The organism is Pantoea sp. R13S299 (assembly GCF_048515925.1).
In the GTDB taxonomy this organism is placed as follows: Bacteria; Pseudomonadota; Gammaproteobacteria; order Enterobacterales; family Enterobacteriaceae; genus Pantoea.
Genome location: NZ_JBLYEF010000001.1, coordinates 1,237,073 through 1,257,719, shown reverse-complemented (window position 1 = coordinate 1,257,719; position 20,647 = coordinate 1,237,073). Strand labels below are relative to the sequence as shown.

The 20,647-nt window shown below is 55.4% G+C and carries 16 protein-coding genes; 5 read left to right on the top strand and 11 right to left on the bottom strand.

The genetic code is table 11. From position 1 onward, the window contains the following. Nucleotides 1-19: 19 nt before the first annotated feature. The gene (locus ACN1CO_RS06125; RefSeq protein ID WP_419138260.1) at nucleotides 20-619 is read right to left on the bottom strand and encodes an FMN-dependent NADH-azoreductase; all 600 of its coding nucleotides are present in this window, start codon (nucleotides 617-619) and stop codon (nucleotides 20-22) included. A 257-nt stretch (nucleotides 620-876) separates the two neighbouring features. Between ACN1CO_RS06125 and hrpA the strand changes: the two genes are divergently transcribed. Further along, nucleotides 877-4,779 (top strand): ATP-dependent RNA helicase HrpA, encoded by a 3,903-nt coding sequence (gene hrpA / locus ACN1CO_RS06120; RefSeq protein WP_419138259.1) that lies wholly within the window; start codon nucleotides 877-879, stop codon nucleotides 4,777-4,779. 54 nt (nucleotides 4,780-4,833) lie between these two features. Here hrpA and ACN1CO_RS06115 read toward each other — a convergent pair whose 3' ends face one another. From ACN1CO_RS06115 to rstA, 5 genes are all read right to left on the bottom strand, one after another. Further along, nucleotides 4,834-5,643: a trypsin-like serine peptidase gene (locus tag ACN1CO_RS06115; RefSeq protein ID WP_419138258.1), complete on the bottom strand. Its 810-nt coding sequence runs from the start codon at nucleotides 5,641-5,643 to the stop codon at nucleotides 4,834-4,836. 291 nt (nucleotides 5,644-5,934) lie between these two features. Then, a complete protein-coding gene (gene asr / locus ACN1CO_RS06110) occupies nucleotides 5,935-6,459 on the bottom strand; it encodes an acid resistance repetitive basic protein Asr (protein WP_419138257.1) in 525 nt (174 codons plus the stop codon). A gap of 159 nt (nucleotides 6,460-6,618) precedes the next feature. Further along, nucleotides 6,619-8,106 carry a carboxypeptidase M32 gene (locus tag ACN1CO_RS06105; protein WP_419138256.1) on the bottom strand — a complete coding sequence of 496 codons (1,488 nt, stop codon included), beginning with the start codon at nucleotides 8,104-8,106 and terminating at the stop codon, nucleotides 6,619-6,621. Between the two features lie 19 nt (nucleotides 8,107-8,125). Continuing rightward, nucleotides 8,126-9,427 carry a two-component system sensor histidine kinase RstB gene (rstB, locus tag ACN1CO_RS06100; RefSeq protein ID WP_419138255.1) on the bottom strand — a complete coding sequence of 434 codons (1,302 nt, stop codon included), beginning with the start codon at nucleotides 9,425-9,427 and terminating at the stop codon, nucleotides 8,126-8,128. Next, entirely contained in the window at nucleotides 9,424-10,149 is a 726-nt protein-coding gene (gene rstA, locus ACN1CO_RS06095; protein WP_419138254.1) for a two-component system response regulator RstA, read from the bottom strand. Before rstA ends, rstB begins: the two co-directional genes overlap by 4 nt. A 179-nt stretch (nucleotides 10,150-10,328) precedes the next feature. On the opposite strand from rstA, the gene ACN1CO_RS06090 reads away from it, so the two are divergent. Continuing rightward, entirely contained in the window at nucleotides 10,329-10,742 is a 414-nt protein-coding gene (locus ACN1CO_RS06090; RefSeq protein WP_003853740.1) for a hypothetical protein, read from the top strand. A gap of 19 nt (nucleotides 10,743-10,761) precedes the next feature. Here the strand turns inward: ACN1CO_RS06090 and ACN1CO_RS06085 are convergent, their stop codons facing one another. Together ACN1CO_RS06085 and ydgH are read right to left on the bottom strand one after the other, a co-directional pair. After that, entirely contained in the window at nucleotides 10,762-12,153 is a 1,392-nt protein-coding gene (locus ACN1CO_RS06085; protein ID WP_419138253.1) for a basic amino acid/polyamine antiporter, read from the bottom strand. Between the two features lie 203 nt (nucleotides 12,154-12,356). Next, on the bottom strand, nucleotides 12,357-13,310 hold the full coding sequence (ydgH, locus tag ACN1CO_RS06080; RefSeq protein ID WP_419138252.1) for a DUF1471 family protein YdgH: 954 nt from the start codon (nucleotides 13,308-13,310) through the stop codon (nucleotides 12,357-12,359). Between the two features lie 539 nt (nucleotides 13,311-13,849). Here ydgH and pntA point away from each other — a divergent pair. Both pntA and pntB read left to right on the top strand, forming a co-directional pair. Then, a complete protein-coding gene (pntA, locus tag ACN1CO_RS06075; protein WP_419138251.1) occupies nucleotides 13,850-15,382 on the top strand; it encodes a Re/Si-specific NAD(P)(+) transhydrogenase subunit alpha in 1,533 nt (510 codons plus the stop codon). Between the two features lie 3 nt (nucleotides 15,383-15,385). Beyond that, entirely contained in the window at nucleotides 15,386-16,774 is a 1,389-nt protein-coding gene (gene pntB / locus ACN1CO_RS06070; RefSeq protein ID WP_283545310.1) for a Re/Si-specific NAD(P)(+) transhydrogenase subunit beta, read from the top strand. A gap of 47 nt (nucleotides 16,775-16,821) precedes the next feature. Here pntB and uspE read toward each other — a convergent pair whose 3' ends face one another. Further along, nucleotides 16,822-17,778: a universal stress protein UspE gene (uspE, locus tag ACN1CO_RS06065; RefSeq protein WP_419138250.1), complete on the bottom strand. Its 957-nt coding sequence runs from the start codon at nucleotides 17,776-17,778 to the stop codon at nucleotides 16,822-16,824. 117 nt (nucleotides 17,779-17,895) lie between these two features. After that, nucleotides 17,896-18,648 (bottom strand): FNR family transcription factor, encoded by a 753-nt coding sequence (locus ACN1CO_RS06060; protein WP_010244686.1) that lies wholly within the window; start codon nucleotides 18,646-18,648, stop codon nucleotides 17,896-17,898. 315 nt (nucleotides 18,649-18,963) lie between these two features. Between ACN1CO_RS06060 and smrA the strand changes: the two genes are divergently transcribed. After that, complete coding sequence (gene smrA / locus ACN1CO_RS06055) at nucleotides 18,964-19,530, top strand: DNA endonuclease SmrA (protein WP_419138249.1); 567 nt, start codon at nucleotides 18,964-18,966, stop codon at nucleotides 19,528-19,530. Here smrA and ACN1CO_RS06050 read toward each other — a convergent pair. Beyond that, complete coding sequence (locus tag ACN1CO_RS06050; RefSeq protein WP_003853723.1) at nucleotides 19,527-20,447, bottom strand: LysR substrate-binding domain-containing protein; 921 nt, start codon at nucleotides 20,445-20,447, stop codon at nucleotides 19,527-19,529. The two genes, smrA and ACN1CO_RS06050, sit on opposite strands and share 4 nt — an antisense overlap. Nucleotides 20,448-20,647 lie beyond the last annotated feature (200 nt).

The window sequence follows — 20,647 nt, the reverse complement described above, 5'->3', positions numbered from 1 at the left end:
ACCCTGAGGTGAGTGAGACTTATGCAGTCACGATCTGTTTGATAGCGTCTTTCGCTTCAGCGGTCGCTTTGCTGGCCACTTCCGGACCGTACGCGATGCCTTCAGCAAACACGAACTCAACGTCAGTGATGCCGATGAAGCCCAGGAACAGCTTAACGTATGGGGTCAGCAGATCAGTTGGGGTATCTTTGTGAATGCCGCCACGGCTGGAGATAACCACGGCCTTTTTGCCTTTGACCAGGCCTTCCGGGCCTGCTTCGGTGTAACGGAACGTCACGCCAGCACGGGCAATCAGGTCGAAATAGTTTTTCAGCTGCGTAGGAATGTTGAAGTTATACATTGGCGCGGCAATCACCACTTCATCATGAGCCTGAAGTTCTGCAATTAGTTCATCCGACAGGTCCAGCGCTTCCTGCTGGCGTGGTGACAGTGGCGTTTCTGAAGGGCGCATTGCACCCACTAACTCACCATCCAGAACCGGAATCGGGTTAGCGGCCAGATCACGTACAGTGACTTCTTTACCCTGTGCCTTTGCCTGTTCAACATAGAAGTCAGCGAGCTGGCTTGATTGTGAGTAGCCTGCAAGGATGCTTGATTTCAGAACTAAAACTTTGGTCATGGTGGTTTCCTGTCTGTAACGCGGAAGACTTTCCGCTCAATGGTTTACACTCTACGGTTATCGATGGCGCGGTGAAAGCGCAATATTTCGAGACCTATGTTCGAATTTATTGAATAAGCGTAACCGGGGCCAGCCGCCGGAACGGTTCAAAATGTGCTATGATGCGCACAATTATTTTTATTGAATCAGCTGGTTATCCCGGCTTGCAGGGCGCTGCTTCAGGCAGCGACACCGTCTGAGTAAGGTACGTCACAATTATGTCATCTCCCGATACTTCCCCACTGGCAGCGCTCTGGTCACGGCTCGACGGTTTAATGCTGCGCGATCGCCAGCGGCTACAGCGCCGTCTACAGGGTGCCAGAAAAGCCAAAAATCCTGAGGCACAGCAGGGCCTCGCCAGCGAGCTGGAGCAGGAATTTGTCACCGCCGAACAGCGTGTGGCCCAGCGCCGCGCGGCTACGCCTGCGATTACCTTCCCGGACAATCTTCCGGTCAGTCAGAAGCAGCAGGATATTGCTGAGGCGATTCGTGATCATCAGGTGGTGATTGTCGCCGGTGAAACCGGCTCGGGTAAAACCACCCAGCTGCCGAAAATCTGTCTGGCGCTGGGACGCGGCGTCACCGGCCTGATTGGCCATACGCAGCCGCGCCGTCTGGCTGCGCGCACCGTGGCGAATCGTATTGCTGATGAGCTGAGCACTTCGCTGGGCGGCTGTGTCGGCTATAAAGTGCGGTTCAACGACCAGGTTGGCGATCTGACGCAGATTAAACTGATGACCGACGGGATTCTGCTGGCAGAGATCCAGCAGGATCGCCTGCTGGTGCAATATGACACCATCATCATTGATGAAGCGCATGAACGCAGCCTGAATATCGACTTCCTGCTGGGTTATCTGCGTGAGCTGTTGCCGCGTCGCCCCGATCTGAAGGTCATCATCACCTCTGCGACCATCGATCCGCAGCGCTTCTCCCGTCATTTCAATAATGCGCCGGTGATCGAAGTCTCTGGCCGGACTTATCCGGTTGAAGTGCGCTACCGTCCTGTCGTCGAAGAGGCGGATGATGGCGATCGTGATCAGCTGCAGGCGATTTTTGATGCGGTGGATGAACTGGGACGGGAAAGCCGTGGCGACATTCTGATCTTTATGAGCGGTGAGCGCGAAATCCGTGATACCGCAGACGCGCTGAACAAACGTGACCTGCCGCACACCGAAGTGCTGCCGCTTTATGCACGACTGTCGAACGCAGAACAGAATCGGGTATTTCAGTCCCACAGTGGCCGTCGCATAGTGCTGGCGACCAACGTCGCGGAAACCTCGCTGACGGTGCCGGGGATCAAATATGTGATCGATCCCGGTATGGCGCGTATCAGTCGCTACAGTTTCCGGACCAAAGTGCAGCGCCTGCCGATTGAACCGATATCGCAGGCCTCGGCCAATCAGCGTAAGGGGCGTTGCGGTCGTGTTTCGGACGGTATCTGTATTCGCCTTTACGCAGAAGATGACTTCCTGAGTCGTCCGGCCTTTACCGATCCTGAAATCCTGCGCACCAACCTGGCGTCGGTGATCCTGCAGATGACCTCGCTGGGACTCGGCGATATCGCGGCCTTCCCGTTTGTGGAAGCGCCGGATAAGCGCAATATTCAGGATGGCGTTCGCCTGCTGGAAGAGCTGGGCGCGCTGACCCTGAACGAAGAGAACGGTCACTACAAGCTGACCGGCTCAGGGCGTCAGCTGGCGCAGCTGCCGGTGGATCCTCGCCTGGCGCGGATGGTGCTGGAAGCGCAGAAATTTGGCTGCGTACGCGAAGTGATGATTATCACCGCTGGCCTGTCGATTCAGGACCCGCGTGAGCGTCCGGCAGATAAAAAGCAGGCGTCTGATGAGAAGCACCGGCGCTTTGCCGACAAAGACTCCGACTTCCTTGCCTACGTGAACCTCTGGAATTACCTGGCGGAGCAGCAGAAAGCGCTGTCCGGCAATATTTTCCGTCGCCAGTGCAAAACTGACTTCCTTAACTATCTGCGTGTGCGTGAATGGCAGGATATCTATACCCAGCTGCGCCAGGTTGTGCGTGAGCTGGGGATTCCGGTGAACAGCGAACCGGCTGAACTGCAGCCGGTTCACTGCGCGCTGTTAAGCGGTCTGCTATCGCATATCGGCCAGAAAGATACTGATAAGCAGGAATATACCGGTGCACGCAACACCCGCTTCTCCATCTTCCCTGGCTCCGGGCTATTTAAGAAGCCGCCGAAGTGGACCATGGTCGCGGAACTGGTCGAGACCAGCCGCCTGTGGGGCCGCACCGCAGGGCGCATTGAGCCGGAGTGGATTGAGCCGCTGGCACAGCACCTGATCAAGCGAAGCTACAGTGAACCGCACTGGGAGAAATCGCAGGGCGCGGTGATGGCTGCCGAAAAAGTCACGCTTTATGGTCTGCCGATTGTGGCCGCCCGCAAGGTGAACTATGGCAGTATCGATCCCACCCTGAGCCGTGAGCTGTTTATCCGCCACGCGCTGGTAGAAGGCGACTGGCAGACCCGTCATGCCTTCTTCCGGGCTAACCAGAAGCTGCGCAGTGAAGTCGAAGATCTGGAACACAAATCCCGTCGCCGCGACATTCTGGTGGATGACGAAACGCTGTTTGCTTTTTATGACCAGCGCATCGGCAAAGAGGTCGTCTCGGCGAAACATTTCGACAGCTGGTGGAAGCTAGCCAGCCGTGAAAACGCCGAGCTGCTGAACTTCGACAAGCAGATGCTGATCAAAGAGGGCGCGGATAAAGTCAGCCAGCTCGACTATCCCAACTTCTGGCATCAGGGCAACCTCAAACTGAAGCTGAGTTATCAGTTCGAGCCAGGTGCAGATGCAGATGGCGTCACGGTGCATATTCCGCTGCCGCTGCTAAATCAGATTGAGGATAGCGGCTTTGAATGGCAGATCCCCGGCGTACGCCGTGAGCTGATCATCGCGCTGATTAAGTCATTGCCCAAGCCGCTGCGCCGCAACCTGGTGCCTGCACCCAACTACGCTGAGGCGTTCCTGGGAAGGGTGAAAGCGATGGAGATGCCGCTGCTCGATGCGCTGTCGCGGGAGTTTCGACGCATGACCGGCGTCACGCTGGAGCGGGAAAACTGGCAGTGGGAACAGGTGCCCGATCATCTGAAAATGACGTTTCGTGTGGTGGACGAGCACAACCGTAAACTACTGGAAGGCAAAGATCTCACCGCGCTCAAGGCTCAGCTGAAAGATAAAGTGCAGGAAACGCTGTCGAAAGTGGCGGATGACGGGCTGGAGCAGAGCGGACTGCATATCTGGAGCTTTGGCGATCTGCCGCGCAGCTATGAACAGAAGCGCGGCAGTTATCAGGTCAAAGCCTGGCCTGCGCTGGTCGATGAGAAAGAGAGCGTCGCGATTCGTCTGTTTGACAGTGAGCAGGAGCAGCAAAAGATGATGTGGCGCGGTCAGCGTCGTCTGCTGCTGCTGAACGTGCCGTCACCGGTTAAATATCTGCATGAAAAGCTGCCGAACAAAGCCAAGCTCGGACTCTACTTTAATCCTTATGGCAAAGTGCTGGAGCTGATCGACGACTGTATCGCCTGTGGCATCGACAAGCTGATAGGGGAAGCGGGCGGTCCGGCCTGGGATCAGGGCGCGTTTGAGCAGTTGCGTGACAAGGTGCGTGGCGAACTCAACGAGACCGTCGTCACGATTGCACAGCAGGTTGAGCAGATCCTCACAGCCGTCTTCAACATCAATAAGCGCCTGAAGGGCCGGGTGGATATGACCATGGCGCTGGCCTTATCAGACATCAAGGCGCAGGTAAATGGTCTGGTCTATCACGGCTTTGTCACGGGCAACGGCTGGCAGCGACTGGGCGATACGCTGCGTTATCTGCAGGGCATTGAGCGGCGGCTGGAAAAACTGCCTGCCGATCCGCACAGCGATCGCGCGCGGATGTTAAAGGTGCAGGCAGTGGAACAGGCGTATCAGGCGTGGCGTAACAAATTGCCGCCGCAGCGTCAGGATGATGAAGAGGTGCAAAGCATCCGCTGGATGATCGAAGAGCTGCGTATCAGCTACTTTGCACAGCAGCTGGGTACGCCGTATCCCATCTCAGAAAAACGTATTATGCAGACGATGGAACAGATAGCGGGTTAAAGCCAGGGTGCGCGCCTTAGCAGGCGCGCACCTGATGGTGAGATGTCAGTGCGGTTACTGCGCGAGGGATTCCAGCTTATCTTTAAACGAGGTGACTGAAATCGCGCGGTTGTCAGCCAGGTAGCGATCTTTCGCTGCCGGTGCTGAGCTTTGTACCGCGATTAACTGCCAGCCTTTGTCGCTTTTTAGCAGCAGCGGTGAACCGCTGTCGCCCGGCAGAGTGTCACACTGGTGCGACAGCACGGCGCGCTGCGCCCAGCCGGTAATCAGGCAATCGCTGTGAGAATAGAGCGTATCCAGATGATCGGCTGGATAACCCGCCTGCGTCACCTTACGTCCGGTCAGCTTCAGCGCCGCAGTGAGATCGCTGCGTGAGCCATCAAACAGCGGAATAGGCGTAATCGCCGACGGCGGATTGCGTAAAATCACGATGCCGTAATCATAAGGTGCCGCACTGCTCGGCACGATCCAGCCTTCACCATCCGCTTTTAATTTTGACGCCAGCGAGGGTTCAACCCGCGCATCAATATCATGAAGCTCATAACGCCAGCCTTTATCGCTGGCCATAAATCGCAGCGCAACCGGCTTATCGAAGTTACCCGGCGGGGAAAGCAGACAGTGTCCGGCCGTCAGCGCCAGATGCGGAGAGATGAGCGTGGCTGTACAGAGATTGCCGCTTTCGGTTTCCAGCTGACCAATGGCATCCCAGGGGGCAGCGGTAATATCGGTGATTGCCTGGCGATGATCCTTACCGAAGAACAGCATCTTAATTTCAGCTGGAGTCGGTGAGTCATCGGCATCATCGGCATGAACAGTGGTAGCAAAGCTGAAGAGTCCAACCATTAACAGGGTAGCCAGGCGCATAGAAATCTCAATGGCGAGAAAAGTTAACGTTATTGTTATTACTGAAGTACGGTAACTATAGTCGGTGAGCGTTGAAAAAGGGAGTTTTATCGGTTAATCAGTACGCTACAGCATCTAAATAAAAAAGCTGGCTGCAACAATGCCACACAGGATCATAACAAGCAGAATAATTTCGAAGCGATAGCGACGCACTATTTCATCCACTCTCGTCATTTCATCCACTCCAGTAAAGAAACACCCGGCAGAACCGGGTGTTTTAAATCATCATGTGGCCGTGCGCTGAAGGCGACCTTAGTTTTTAGCTGCTGGTTTCACAACTTTTTTGTGGTGAACTTTTTTAGCAGCCTGAGCTTTCTGAGCTGGTTTAGTTACTTTTTTGTGGTGAACTTTTTTAGCAGCCTGGGCTTTCTGAGCAGCTGGTTTAGTTACTTTTTTGTGGTGAACTTTTTTAGCAGCCTGAGCTTTCTGAGCGGCTGGTTTAGTTGCTTTTTTGTGGTGAACTTTTTTAGCGGCCTGAGCTTTCTGTGCAGCAGGTTTTACCGCTTTCTTGTGGTGAACTTTTTTAGCAGCCTGCGCTTTCTGCGCTGCATCTTTTTTCACTGCTTTTTTGTGGTGTTTCTTAGCAGCCTGGGCTTTCTGAGCGGCTTTATGGTGTTTCTTGTGCGCAGTCTTGTGAACGGTTTTAGCCGGTGCTGCAGCGGTAGTAGTCGTTGTTGCGGCTGGCGCAGCAGCTGGAGCAGCTGTGGTGTCAGCAGCGAAAGCAACAGAAGACATACCCATAGCAGCGGCGACAACCAGTGCAAATAATTTTTTCATTGCAAATCCCTCGGAGACTATTTTTTCATGTGTAGCCCACTGCGGGGCCGGTGAAGAGACTATAGGGAAATCAATGAACGGTGTCCGTGGGTGTTTGGTATCGGCGTGTAACCGATTGTACAAAGGCGGGAAAGGGCGGTCAGATGACCGCCCGAGAGCTTAGCTATTCAGATAGCGTTGTTCAAGATGCTGGCGGAAGAAAGCCGGATTCAGGGCTTCGCCGGTGGCGTTGATCAGCAGCTGGTCGGTGGAGAAACGGCTGCCGTGCTGCCAGATGTTCTGTTGTAACCAGTCGAATACCGGCTGCAGCTCACCGTGCTGAATCAGCTCGCTGAGCTGAGGAATGGCGTCCTGGACCGACCGGAACAGCTGTGCGGCGTACATTGCGCCCAGCGTATAGGTCGGGAAGTAGCCGAAGGCCCCGTCGGTCCAGTGGATATCCTGCATACAGCCATCGCGGTAGTTACCACGGGTATCCAGGCCCAGCGACTGCATCATCTTCTCATCCCACAGCGCCGGGATATCCTCAACTTCAATTTCGCCTTCGATCAGCGCCTGCTCGATTTCATAACGCAGAATGACGTGCGCCGGATAACTCAGCTCATCGGCGTCAACCCGGATCAGGCCAGGCAAAACCCGCTGGGTCAGGCGGACGAAATTATCCGCCTGCAGGGCGGGCTGATCGCCAAAGGTGGCGATCACCTGCGGCAGAATGCGCTGCAGGAATTCGCGGCTGCGACCCAGCTGCATCTCCATAAACAGGCTTTGGGATTCATGGATAGCCGTAGAGCGCGCCAGCGCCACTGGCTGACCGCGCCACTGCTGCGGCAGATTCTGCTCATAGCGGGCGTGACCGGTTTCATGAATCACGCCCATCATGGCGCTGAGAAACTCATTTTCATTGTAGCGGGTGGTGATGCGCACATCTTCCGGTACGCCGCCGCAGAAGGGATGCGCGCTGATGTCGAGACGGCCGTGGTTAAAGTCGAAACCCAGGGTCTCCATGATGCTGAGACCGAGCTGGCGCTGCGCAGGAACGGCGAACGGCCCCTGCGGCGTGATGAATGGCTGTTGCGCCTGTTTTTCCACCACCTGCTGCAATAAATCAGGTAGCCAGGTTTTCAGTTCGCCAAAGGTTGCATCCAGCCGGGCGCGGGTCATCCCCGGCTCATAGAGATCCAGCAGCGCATCGTAACGCGAACAGCCACTGGCGTCGGCGCGGCGCTGAGCCTCTTCACGACTCAGACGCACCACCTCTTTGAGGTTGGCAGCAAAGCCCTGCCAGTCATTAGCGGGACGCTGAGTGCGCCAGGCATGTTCACAGACCGAACCGGCGATCGATTTGGCTTCAACAAAATCATCAGGTAGCAGGGTGGCCTGCTGGTATGCGCGCTGCATCTCGTTGAGATTGGCCCGCTCGACATCATTCAGCGACTGCTGCTCAGCGGCTTTAAGCCACTCGCCGACCTGAGGGGCGGTGAGGATCTGGTGCTGCAACACGCTCATTTCGGCCAGCGCTTCACCACGCGCCTGACTGCCGCCTGGCGGCATAGTGGTCTGCATGTCACATCCGGCAATGGCTGTGACGTGACTGAAACGTGAAAGGCGCTGGAAGGTTTTGGTAAGTTGTTGATACGCTGAGGTCACGTAAGACTCCTTGTGGTTTTTAACGCAGCGGAATTTCCCGCAAGGTTAGATCAACCGGCCAGCAAAAGCGAACGCTGGCGCCGCCCAGCGGGCTGGACTCAATGGTTACACTGCCGCTCAGCGCCTGGGCGATGGAGTGAACAATCGCCAGACCGAGTCCGCAGCCGCCGGTGGCGCGATCGCGGCTGGGATCAAGCCGGACAAAGGGTTCGAAAACCCGTTCACGTTCTTCCGGCGGAATGCCCGGACCATCATCTTCTACCTGCAGACAGCCAATCGGGCCGTCGAACCATAAACTGACGCGCAGCCGCTGCTGCGCATAGCGCAGCGCGTTGTTCACCAGGTTATCCAGCACCCGTTCCATCAGGCGCGTATCCGAAACACCGATGTTTTCCCGCTGCGGCAGATCAAGGTCAAGCCGTATGTCCGGGTTGATGGTACGGAAATCGTCCAGCCGCTCGCTCAGCCAGCTGGCCAGGTCCAGCGTTTTCAGATTGAGATCGACGCGAGGGCGGTCAAGTCGCGCATAGGTCAGCAGCTCCTCAATCAGACTTTCAAGCTGGCCGATGTCGCGATTCAGCGCCACCCGTTCACCCTCCGTGAGGTTGTCGCTCATCTCAAGCCGATAGCGCAGTCGCACCAGCGGGGTTCGCAACTCATGCGCAATGCCATCAATCAGCTGCTTCTTGCTGGCGACCAGCGTGTTGATGTTCTCCGCCATCTGGTTAAACGCGATGCCGAGCCGGAACAGGCTGGAGGTGCTGTCAAAATGGGTACGCACATCCAGCTCACCCCGGCCAAAACGCTGTGCCGCCTTTTCCAGTCGCTGCATCTCCTGCCAGTGGGGCCGCAGCCAGATAAATACCGGCAGCGCCAGCGACATGCCAATAAACACCAGCAGGGCAATATCCAGCAGGCGCATCTGATGCAGATAGAAGAGATAGGGGATCGGCCCGACCGACAGCACATAGTGGCTGCGCGGAATATGCTGCAAAAAGGTGTACTGGTCGTCGAGCGCGACAATCTCTCCGGCATGCAACCGGCGCATGTTGCTCTCATCAAGCTGATATTTATTCATCGGCTCAATGTGCAGGTCGAACGACAGGCCGAGATCGAGACTTTTGATGGTTTTATTCCAGTCGCGCGGCGGGATCTCGCGCAGTTCGCTGCGTATCAGATAGAGCGAACTGGCCATCAGGTCATTCATCGACTGGCGGCCCGCGCGCTCAGCGGTGAACTTGTAGACCAGGCCTACCAGTAGCGCCATCACCAGAAAGCAGACAAACAGCAGCAGATAGAACTGAATAAAAAGCTTTCTCATTGTCCGCGGGTATCCCAGGCCTGAGGCGCAAACAGATAGCCTTTGTTACGAATGGTTTTGATGCGGAACGGCTCGGTGGCGCTGTCGTGGAGCTTTTTGCGCAGGCGGGAGATCGCCACGTCGATGCTGCGGTCCAGTCCGTCATAGCTGACGCCACGCAATGTTTTCAGCAACGCATCCCGGTTAAGCGTCTGACCCGCATGGCTGGCGAGCACCCATAGCAGGTCAAAATCTGCGGTGGAAAGAGCGATCTGCTCCTCAAACAGCGTGACCTGGCGGTTCAGGGCATCAATGGTCAGCGAGCCAAAACGCAGCATACGGTTGGCGGCAGGTGCGCTCGGCGTATCTTCCGGCTGTCCCTGATGGGACTGACGCAAATGCAGGCGCAGACGGGCCAGCAGCACCGCCGGCGGGGTAGTTTTCAGGATGTAATCCTGCGCACCCATCTCCAGGGCCAGAATATGGTTCATGTCGCTGTCGAGTGAGGTGAGCAGCACGATCGGCCCCTGCCAGTTGGCCCGCAGGTCACGGCAGATGGTCATGCCATCCTTGCCCGGTAACATGATATCCAGCATCACCAGGTCAGGCTGCTGTTCCACTATCACCGCTTCCGCACGGTCACCGCGCGTCTCGACGATCACCTCAATATCATGGCGACCCAGATAGGCCGCAATCAGCGAACCCACTTCGGGTTCATCTTCTACATAAACAATTTTGTTCATAGTTCACAGAGCAGAGACAGGAAGTGAGCGAAAGCATATCTTTTCCTGGTCCTGAGCTCTACGTTATCGCACGAAATATCCAGGGCTTGCTGGTATCTATCCGGCAAAATGTGCAATCATTAGCGCGGCCTTTTTGCGCCAGGTTTGGGATATTGATGATTACCATGAGGAGCGTTAGTGTGTCTGATAAAGAGCTGGCATCAGCCATATACCCCGACCGCATCTGCTTCAATTACAGTGACTTTCTTTCCGCTTCCTGCAAAAAGCGCTGGAGCTTCGTCGATGCTATTTATGGTGTGATGCCGATCTTTGGCATGGTGACACGTAAATCAGCACACCGTTTACAGGGCAGTGACGACCCGTTAAAAGAATTAGCATTACAAATCATTTCTACTCAGGTCAGTGACGAAATTAACATCGCGCGCCTGATTACGCTCGCGGAACAACAGCAGATTAGTCGCTTCGATATCCAGCTCCCTTATCCGCTGTCAGCGGAGCAGCTGGACGCGATCCATCATGAATATTCGAAGCCGCTGAATCTCACACAGCAGGATGACCTGCTGTGTGTATCCATTCCAGTGCAGTCACACTGACAGCCCTTTCTATCAGGCTCTAAGTCGTCAGCTGCCACACGGCGGGCAGCGTCGCGGCAATCAGCAATCCCATCGCAATCCGCTCCAGCGAGGTCAGCGCAACATCTGCGCGGCCGCCGCGTCGGGCAAACAGAAACAGCAGCAGGCCCGGTGTGTAGAGCACTACTGACATCATCAGGTGCAGGGGGCCGGAGGCGTAGAGCAACCAGATGCCATACACACTGGCGCCGACGCCAACCGCCATCGCCAGAGGCTTATGCTGTCCACGCACCACTTTGATCAGATATAACCCCACCAGCAGATAAGGCACCAGAATCATTTCCGAGGCAATGGTCAGCAGGTTGTTGTAGTTAGCACCGGTCAGGGCAATCAGGATCAGGCAAAGCTGAATACTGCCGTTGGTCAGCCACAACGAGGCGGCTGGCGCATTATGGCAGTTCTGCCGGGCGATACTGCGTGGAAACGCACCCTGTTGTGCGGCAATCAGCGGCACTTCAGCGGCCATAATCGTCCAGCTTAGATAGGCACCACAGACGGAGATAATCAGTCCCACCGCGATCACCGCATCGCCCCAGTTGCCCATCAGTCGGGTCATCAGTCCCGCCATGGAAGGGTTACGCATCCCGGCCAGTTCAGCGCGCGGCACCACACCCAGCGACAGCAGTGTTACCAGCAGATAGACCAGCAACGCAGCCAGCACGGCGAAGAGGGTGGCGCGGCCCACATCTTTTTTCTGGCGCGCACGCGCAGAGACCACCACCGCACCTTCGACCCCGATAAACACCCACAGAGTGATCAACATGGTCTGCTTGATCTGCTCCCAGAGCGGCTGTCCCAGCGTGACGCCGGAAAAATCGAAGCGAAAGCGATCATAGTTGAACGCCATCACCGCCAGCACAATAAAGATCAGCAGCGGCACCAGCTTGCCCAGCGTCGCCATCAGATTGATGCTGGCAGCGGTCTGCACGCCGCGCAGCACCAGCCAGTGAACCAGCCACAGCAGCACGGATGCCCCCAGCATCGCCTGCCAGGTGTTGCCATCCCCAAAGATAATCCGGTCCGGCGTATCGGTGAAGAAGCTCAGGGCAGAGAAGACAATCACCAGATAGGAGACGTTAGCGATCACCGCGCACAGCCAGTAGCCCCAGGCAGAACAGAAGCCCATCAGTTCGCCGAAGCCGGCACGGGCATAGGTAAAGATGCCGCCATCCAGATCGGGTTTAAGGCGGGTCAGCAGCAGCATCGCCAGCGACAGAAAGATAATGCCGACGCCGGTAATCAGCCAGCCCAGCAGCAGCGCGGCCGGTCCGGCCACTGCGGCCATGTTTTGCGGCAGACTGAACACGCCTGCACCCAGCATTGAGCTGAGCACCAGCGCCGTCAGCGCACCGAGACCTAATTTTTTCTCCAAAACAACCTTCCCGCTAGCATATATGGCTGGGTAAATCGGATTCTGTCGCTGGGTTATGTCAGACAAATGGCACAATTCAGGGACAATATCCGGTAAAACAGGCGAAGGATTTTACGGAGTGTGGCAGGGGATCGCAATGCATGACTATGCAAAACAAAGCAGGTTTGCAAACAGCAGGGCGGCGGGCGCCGCCCTGTAGGGGTTTACTTAAACAGGTCAGCCGTCACGGTCAGGTTACCGCCGCTCTGGTTCTGCCACTGACGGGTCACGTGGTAGAACTTCGCACCTTTATCAGACGCACGCTTCGCCACTTCTTCTGAAATCTCAGTAGGTGAACCGAAGTGGCCGGTGAAGGTCACGGTATCAAACGGTTGCATCTGCGCGGCAGTAATCGCATTGACTTCCTGCACAGATTTACCGTTAGGCAGATTCACCGTGTAGCGCTTGCCGGTAGAGCTTTGTGTTTCGAAGAAACGGCCCACTTTATTGCTTGGGGTTTCAGACGAAGCCACGCCTGGAATCTCTACGCTAGCTGCCGCCGCACCACCGGTTGCCAGCGCGGCTTTACCCGCTTCTGAATCAGCCGGGATGGCGTTCGGGGTCTGCACTGCACGTTCTTTCGCATCCGCTTTGTAGACATAAGCAGTGACATACTGATTGCCGCCGCTGTTAGCATCGATCTGGCGAACAATAAAGAAGGAGGCCGCGCCTTTCTGTTTTGCGGCTTTTGAAATCGCGTCGTTAACGTCCGGCTGGCTGGCAAAGAAGCCGCTGACCGAAACGGTATCGAACGGTTCGAGTCTGTAGGCTTCTGCTTTTGGCAGTTCATTGACGCCGTTGAAGCGACGATACGATGTGGACTCGGAGGCTGCAGGGGCATCGGCTTTATAGAGGTCAGCCGTCACGCGCCAGTTACCGCTGTTGCCGTTACTGTCGTTGATCCCCTGGATGTAATAAGAGGCAGCGCCCATCTGATCTGCACGCTTAGAGACTGCATCGGCTGCGTCGCCGATGGCGTTGAAACGGCCGGTGATATTAATACGTTCGAATGGCTTCAACGCGGCCGCTTTTTCTGGCGTTAACTCCTGCGCAGCGAATGCGTTGGCTGCCAGCAGGGACAACAAGGTTGACGCCAGAATAGTGTTCTTCAGCTTCATAAAAATAATCCTTCGCCTTACGCAAAAATGAGTACGAAAACGTGCTGGACTCTTGATGTATAACAGATTAGCCGCTGATTATTGCATGTTATAAACAGACTGTCGCAGCGATTTTTTGTGTCAAATCGCGTTATTCAACCATGATTTTTTCATTTGTTTGTCATCAAACGCAGTTATGTCCCGTTTTAGCGACGGTTACCACTAAAAGCGATAACTATTAGCGGTTAAACAGTTAATACATTGTTAATTAACGGTTTTTATTGATGCTTAATTCGCCCATACATAATTATCTCTGGCAGAATATCTGCCTGTCGGGCTGTTTTGCAGTGGGATAACACAGCTTTTTTAGCAGAACGCTGAATAATCGGGTGAATGTCGTCACTCTGCGTAGACCCTATAGATCGCTCGTCACATTTTCAGTAGGTTATAAACACTTTGAAATACATGCATTTCGTCTATAAGTAGCTGAAACAGCGTTTCAGTTGCGCTGTCGTAGTGCAGATTCGGGCCATCATCTTTAACCGATGAAAGGAAACACTATGTTAATTGGAATACCCAAGGAAAGGTTGCCAAACGAGTCGCGCGTGGCCGCCACGCCAAAGACCGTAGAACAACTCATCAAGCTGGGTTTCAGCGTCACCCTTGAGCATGACGCGGGTAAACGCGCCAGCTTCGATGATGAAAGCTATGTCGCGGCGGGTGCTACACTCGGCGACAGAGAGCAGGTCTGGCAGTCCGATATCGTGCTGAAGGTGAATGCGCCGGATGACGAAGAGATTGCGCTGACCCGCGCGGGCAGTACGCTGGTCAGTTTCATCTGGCCCGCACAGAATCCCGACCTGCTGTCAAAGCTGGCCGCACGTCAGGTCACGGTCATGGCGATGGATTCGGTGCCGCGTATTTCACGGGCGCAGTCGCTGGATGCCCTGAGCTCCATGGCGAACATTGCCGGTTATCGCGCCATTGTTGAAGCCGCCCATGAATTTGGTCGCTTCTTTACCGGTCAGATTACCGCAGCCGGGAAAGTCCCACCGGCAAAAGTAATGGTGATTGGGGCCGGTGTGGCCGGGCTGGCCGCGATTGGCGCAGCGGGCAGCCTGGGCGCGATCGTCCGGGCATTTGATACCCGTCCCGAAGTCAAAGAACAGGTGCAGAGTATGGGCGCCGAATTCCTTGAACTCCATTTTGAAGAGGAAGCGGGCAGCGGTGATGGCTATGCCAAAGTGATGTCCGAGGCGTTCATCAAAGCCGAGATGGCGCTGTTTGCCAGCCAGGCTAAAGAGGTGGACATCATTGTCACCACGGCGCTGATCCCAGGCAAACCGGCTCCGAAGCTGATTACCGAAGAGATGATCGCCAGCATGAAGCCGGGCAGCGTGATTGTTGACCTGGCGGCGCAGACCGGCGGTAACTGCGCGCTGACCGTCGCGGATCAGGTCACTGTCACACCGAACGGCGTTAAAATCATTGGTTACACCGATCTGCCGAGCCGTCTGGCGACGCAATCCTCCCAGCTCTATGGCACCAACCTGGTCAACCTGATCAAGCTGCTGTGCAAAGGGAAGAATGGTGAAATCCAGGTTGATTTCGAGGATGTGGTCGTGCGTGGCGTGACCGTGGTGCGCGAGGGTGAGGTCACCTGGCCGGCTCCGCCAATTCAGGTCTCCGCTGCACCAAAAGCAGCACCGGCAGCCGCGAAACCCGCAGAGAAAATTGAAGCGAAGCCCGCTTCTCCGTGGCGCAACATTCTGCTGATCGCGCTGGCTATTGTGCTGTTTGGCTGCCTGGCCAACGCGGCACCAGCCGATTTCCTCTCCCACTTTACCGTGTTCGCGCTCGCCTGCGTGGTGGGGTATTACGTGGTGTGGAACGTCAGTCATGCGCTGCATACGCCGCTGATGTCCGTGACCAATGCCATCTCAGGCATCATTGTCATCGGTGCGGTGTTGCAGATGGGCCACGGTGGCTGGGTCACCTTTATCTCCTTTATTGCCGTGCTGATTGCCAGCATCAATATCTTTGGTGGCTTTACCGTCACCCAGCGCATGCTGAAAATGTTTCGTAAGGGGTAACACATGTCTGGCGGATTAGTCACTGCAGCCTATATTGTGGCTGCAATTCTGTTCATCTGTAGCCTTGCTGGTCTCTCGCGTCATGAGACCTCTAAGCGGGGTAATATTTTCGGTATCAGCGGCATGGCAATTGCGCTGGTCGCCACCATTTTCGGCCCGGACAGCGGTAACGTAGTCTGGATCCTGCTGGCGATGGTGATTGGCGGCGCTATTGGTATTCGGCTGGCGAAGAAAGTCGAAATGACGGAAATGCCGGAGCTGGTCGCCATTCTGCACAGCTTTGTCGGTCTGGCCGCGGTACTGGTAGGCATCAACAGCTATATCGATCATGCGCCTGGCCTGCCAGCGGTGATGGAGAATATCCATCTGAGTGAAGTGTTTATCGGTATCTTTATCGGTGCCGTCACCTTCACCGGTTCGCTGGTAGCGTTTGGCAAGCTGTGCGGCAAAATCTCCTCAAAACCGCTGGCGTTACCGCATCGTCACAAGCTGAATCTGCTGGCACTGGTGGTCTCTTTCCTGCTGCTGCTGTGGTTTGTTAACACCAGCAGCACCGCTGCACAGGTCTTTGCACTGCTCCTGATGACGGTGATTGCACTGGCGTTTGGCTGGCATCTGGTTGCGTCGATTGGCGGTGCTGATATGCCGGTCGTGGTATCGATGCTGAACTCCTACTCTGGCTGGGCCGCTGCGGCTGCCGGTTTCATGCTCAGCAACGATCTGCTGATTGTGACCGGTGCGCTGGTCGGTTCGTCCGGTGCGATTCTCTCCTACATCATGTGTAAAGCGATGAACCGTTCGTTCATCAGCGTGATCGCGGGTGGGTTTGGTACTGAAGTTAGCAGTGGTGATGAAACGCAGGAAGCGGGCGAGCATCGTGAGATCACAGCTGAAGAGACCGCAGAGATGCTTAAGGCCTCCAGCTCGGTGATTATCACCCCTGGCTACGGCATGGCAGTGGCGCAGGCGCAGTATCCGGTTGCGGAAATTACTGCCCGGTTGCGCGCGCTCGGCATCAAGGTGCGTTTCGGCATCCATCCGGTGGCAGGGCGTTTGCCTGGCCATATGAACGTGCTGCTGGCCGAGGCTAAGGTGCCTTATGATGTGGTGCTGGAGATGGACGAAATCAACGATGACTTCAGTGACACCGACACGGTGCTGGTCATCGGCGCTAACGACACCGTCAACCCGGCGGCGCAGGATGATCCCCGCAGTCCGATTGCTGGCATGCCGGTGCTTGAAGTGTGGAAAGCGCACAACGTGGTGGTCTTCAAACGCTCAATGAATACCGGCTATGCCGGGGTGCAGAATCCGCTGTTCTTCAAAGAGAACAGCCAGATGCTGTTTGGCGATGCAAAAGCCAGCGTAGAAGCCATTCTCAAAGCACTGTAATAAAAAAAGGGCGGCTAATCAGCCGCCCGTCTTCTGTAAGAGGAGGATCACTCCTCCTCATCCTCTTCATCATCCAGATCAATCGGCGATTTAAAATCGTCAGGCTTCAGCGCCAGCAGATCGCAACGCAGATGATCAATCACCTGTTCCGCCGTATTGCCCAGGAACGCCGCCGACAGGCCCGTGCGTCCAATGGTACCCAGCACCACTACACCGGCACCGAGATGTGCCGCCAGATCGGGGATGACCTCTTCCGGCAGGCCCTTAGCCACGTGGGTGAACTCTTCACCAATGGAGAATTTCTGGCGCAGCGCTTTCATGGCCACCAGATGCTGGCCCCGGATAGCGTCGTTGTAGACGCTGGGATCAAAATCAGGCAGTTCGATAGCAATATTGATTGGGGTAATCGGGTAGGCACCGACCAGATGGACTTCGGTCTGATTCACTTTTTCCGCCAGCTTAACCGTTTCACGGATCAGCTTCTGATTCAGGCCATCGTGATGCGGCTCTTCACTGGCGAGATTGACCGCGACAATGGCTTTACCGCCTTCCGGCCACGGCTGATCTTTAACCATCCACACCGGGCAAGGGCATTTACGCAGCAGATGCCAGTCGGTCGGGGTGAAAATTACAGACTCAAGGCGATCATGCTGATGCGCCATCTTCAGCACCAGGTCGTGCTGATGGGCGAGCACTTCCTGAATAATGGCCTCGAAGGGGCGGTTGTGCCAGATCACTTTGATGTCAATTTCGACACCGGCATCGAGATAAGCGCGGGCCTGCTCGCGGATCCATTCGGTACGCTGGCTGATGACGCCCTGGCGCATCGACGCGCGTTCATCCGGCGAAAGAAGGGTAGTCATTTCATATGAGAAGTCATAGATAGGCAGGAAGGCTTTAATTCTTCCGCCGAGACGTTGATTCAGATAGACCGCACGTCGCAGCGCGGGCTGATCGTCTTGCTGGGCATCAATGGCGACCAGAATGTTTTGGTACTGGGACATGAGGCGTTCTCCTTAAACCAGAGCGACTGGGTTAAAGATAGCCTATGTTGCACAGCGGAAGAAGTGAAAAAGTTACTGCCGGATCAACAAAATAAGATTTATTGATCCGGCTGCGGATCAGGCGGCCTGATGGCTCTGACCGGCTAACTCTTCCAGCAGGGCGTGGTTTTCAATCGTGATGTATTTGCCTTTCACCGCCAGCATACCGGACTTCTGGAAACGACCCAGCAGACGACTGATGGTTTCAACCGTCAGGCCCAGGTAATTACCGATGTCGCCACGCGTCATGGTGAGGCGGAATTCGCGCTGTGAAAAACCACGCTGGCCGAAACGACGGGAGAGGTTCCAGATAAACGCCGCCAGGCGTTCTTCAGCATTTTTCTTCGACAGCAGCAGGATCATATCCTGATCGCCTTTGATTTCACCGCTCATCAGACGCATCATCTGCTGACGCAGGGCCGGCATTTTACCCGACAGGTCATCCAGCGTTTCGAAAGGGATCTCACAGACCATGGCTGTTTCCAGCGCCTGCGCAAAGCTGGGGTGGCTGGAGCCCATGATGGCATCAAAGCCGACTAAATCGCCTGCGAGATGGAAACCGGTGATTTGCTCGTCACCCTGTTCGGTAATGGTGTAGCTTTTAATGGTGCCGGAGCGAATCGCATACAGAGATTTAAGTTCGTCTCCCGCTTTGAAAAGGGTTTGCCCTTTCTGAATGGGTTTTTTACGCTCAATGATATTGTCGAGCTGATCCAGCTCATGTTCATTTAGCGTGAAGGGGATGCAGAGCTGACTGATGCTGCAATCCTGGCAGTGAATGGCACAACCGCCCGACTGAATACGACGAATGCTGCGTTTTTCAGGGATCATAATGGTTTGCTCGACGATTATTGACTGGGGTCAATTTTAACATTTTTTGTGCTGAAGGGAACTCATCCGAGCAGTTTTACACCCACAAACATTATGGATGAAGCACACAACGTCAAACACTGATGTGACGGGCTTCTCAGAACGCCGGTACATCACACTGTCACGATAAGTTTCCGCTTTTGTGATCTGCGACACGATTCTGCACAGCCCGTTACGTTCGAAAAGTGGGGTGGGCGGGTGATTACAGCATTTGCTACGCTGACTGTTAAAGCCTGATTTGCCTATTCGATCAATTTAACCAGGTGTGAGAAAACCATGAACCTTGATGATAATGATCTCTTTCGGGATGCCATGGGCGATGTCACGCCGTTAAAAGACACCACTTCTACCTTGTGGCTCAAAGCGCCTTCAACCAAAGCGCCTCGCAAACCGCCGGGTGAGTCGGAACAGGAGAACTTCCTGACACGCGGTTATCTGGAGGTTGTGCCGCTTAACACCCCGCTGGAATATAAAGCCGACGGCATCCAGCAGGGGATTCTGGATAAGCTACGTCGGGGGGAGTACAAGCTGGATGCCAGCCTCAACCTGTTACGGCAACCAGTGGAAACCTGTCGTCAGGCACTGTTTAACTTTATGACGCAGGCGCACAAGCAGGGGCTGCGGAATCTGCTGATCATTCACGGCAAAGGCCGGGATGACGAATCGCACGCCAACATTGTGCGCAGCTATCTGGCGCGCTGGTTACAGCAGTTTGATGACGTACAGACTTATTGCGTGGCCCAGACCCGCCATGGCGGAGCCGGGGCACTGTACGTGGGATTGCGCAAAACCGATAAGGCACGCCTTGAAAACCGCGAGCGACACGCGAAACGCAGCCGTTAGCTGTGAAACTTACGAATGGTGGACATTAAGACTTCGGCACTGAGGCTCAGTTCTGCGCCGGTGCGGGTGATAATGCCCACCGGTTCGCCCGGTCCGGATGAGTTGATCGGCAGCGCACAGACCGCGTTATGGCTGAGATCTTCTTTAATCGCGCCGGAAGGAACGAACCAGATGTAGTCGTAGCGAAGAGCCAGCTGGCGCGCCAGTGAAGTTGAGGACGTCTCAATGCAGTGCGGTGGCAGAGTGCAACCCTGTTCATCCAGCATCTGCTGCGCAATCCGGCGTGGTGCGGTGCCCTCGGGCGAAATCACCACCGGCCACTGCATCGCACGCGAAAGAGTGACGTTGTCACTTAAAAGCGGATGCTCGGGTCTGACCACCAGCTTCAGCGACTCCAGAAATAGCAGTTCATAGGTCAGCCCGGTCATCATGTCGCTGTCCGCCATGCGGCCAATGCCGATGTCAAACTCCCCGCCGCGCAATCCCGCCAGCAGCACATTGTTGTGCAGCGTCGCCACCTGGATGGTGGTATTAGGCTGCAGCTGATGAAAGCGATCAAGAATGCGAGGCAGCATCCCCATCGCGGCCGTGGTCAATGCTCCCAGCCGGATAATCACCGGCGCATCGCCCGGCTGCTCATTAAAACTTTGTCCGGCATGGTTCAGCGCGTCGAGCACCCGCACTGCGTGGGTCAGAAACTGTTCCCCCATTGTCGTCAGCTGCGCGCCCAACCGGCCCCGTTCAAACAGACGAACGCCGGTCAGCTCCTCCAGCTCATTCAGGGTTTTAGACAGGGCAGGCTGGCTCAGGCTAAGCGTCTCAGCCGCCCGGCCCAGCGTGCCTTGCTGCGCGACCGCAACAAAGGTATGTAAATGGCGCAAGCGAATGCGCTGATTGAAAAGGATATTTTTTTCCATATCCTAAACTTAATGAGAATGAGCGCCATCAGGCAACTGTTAAAAATGAATTCTGTTAACTTAGCTGCAAATTTATTTTAACAATCGTGCTGGAATGGCTGCTTTATTGGCTAACTCTCTGATAAAAAAGCAGTCATGAGAAAATGCCTGAGAAGTCCATCATCCCGGTCTCGCAGCAAATCAATAGCTTACCGCTTTAA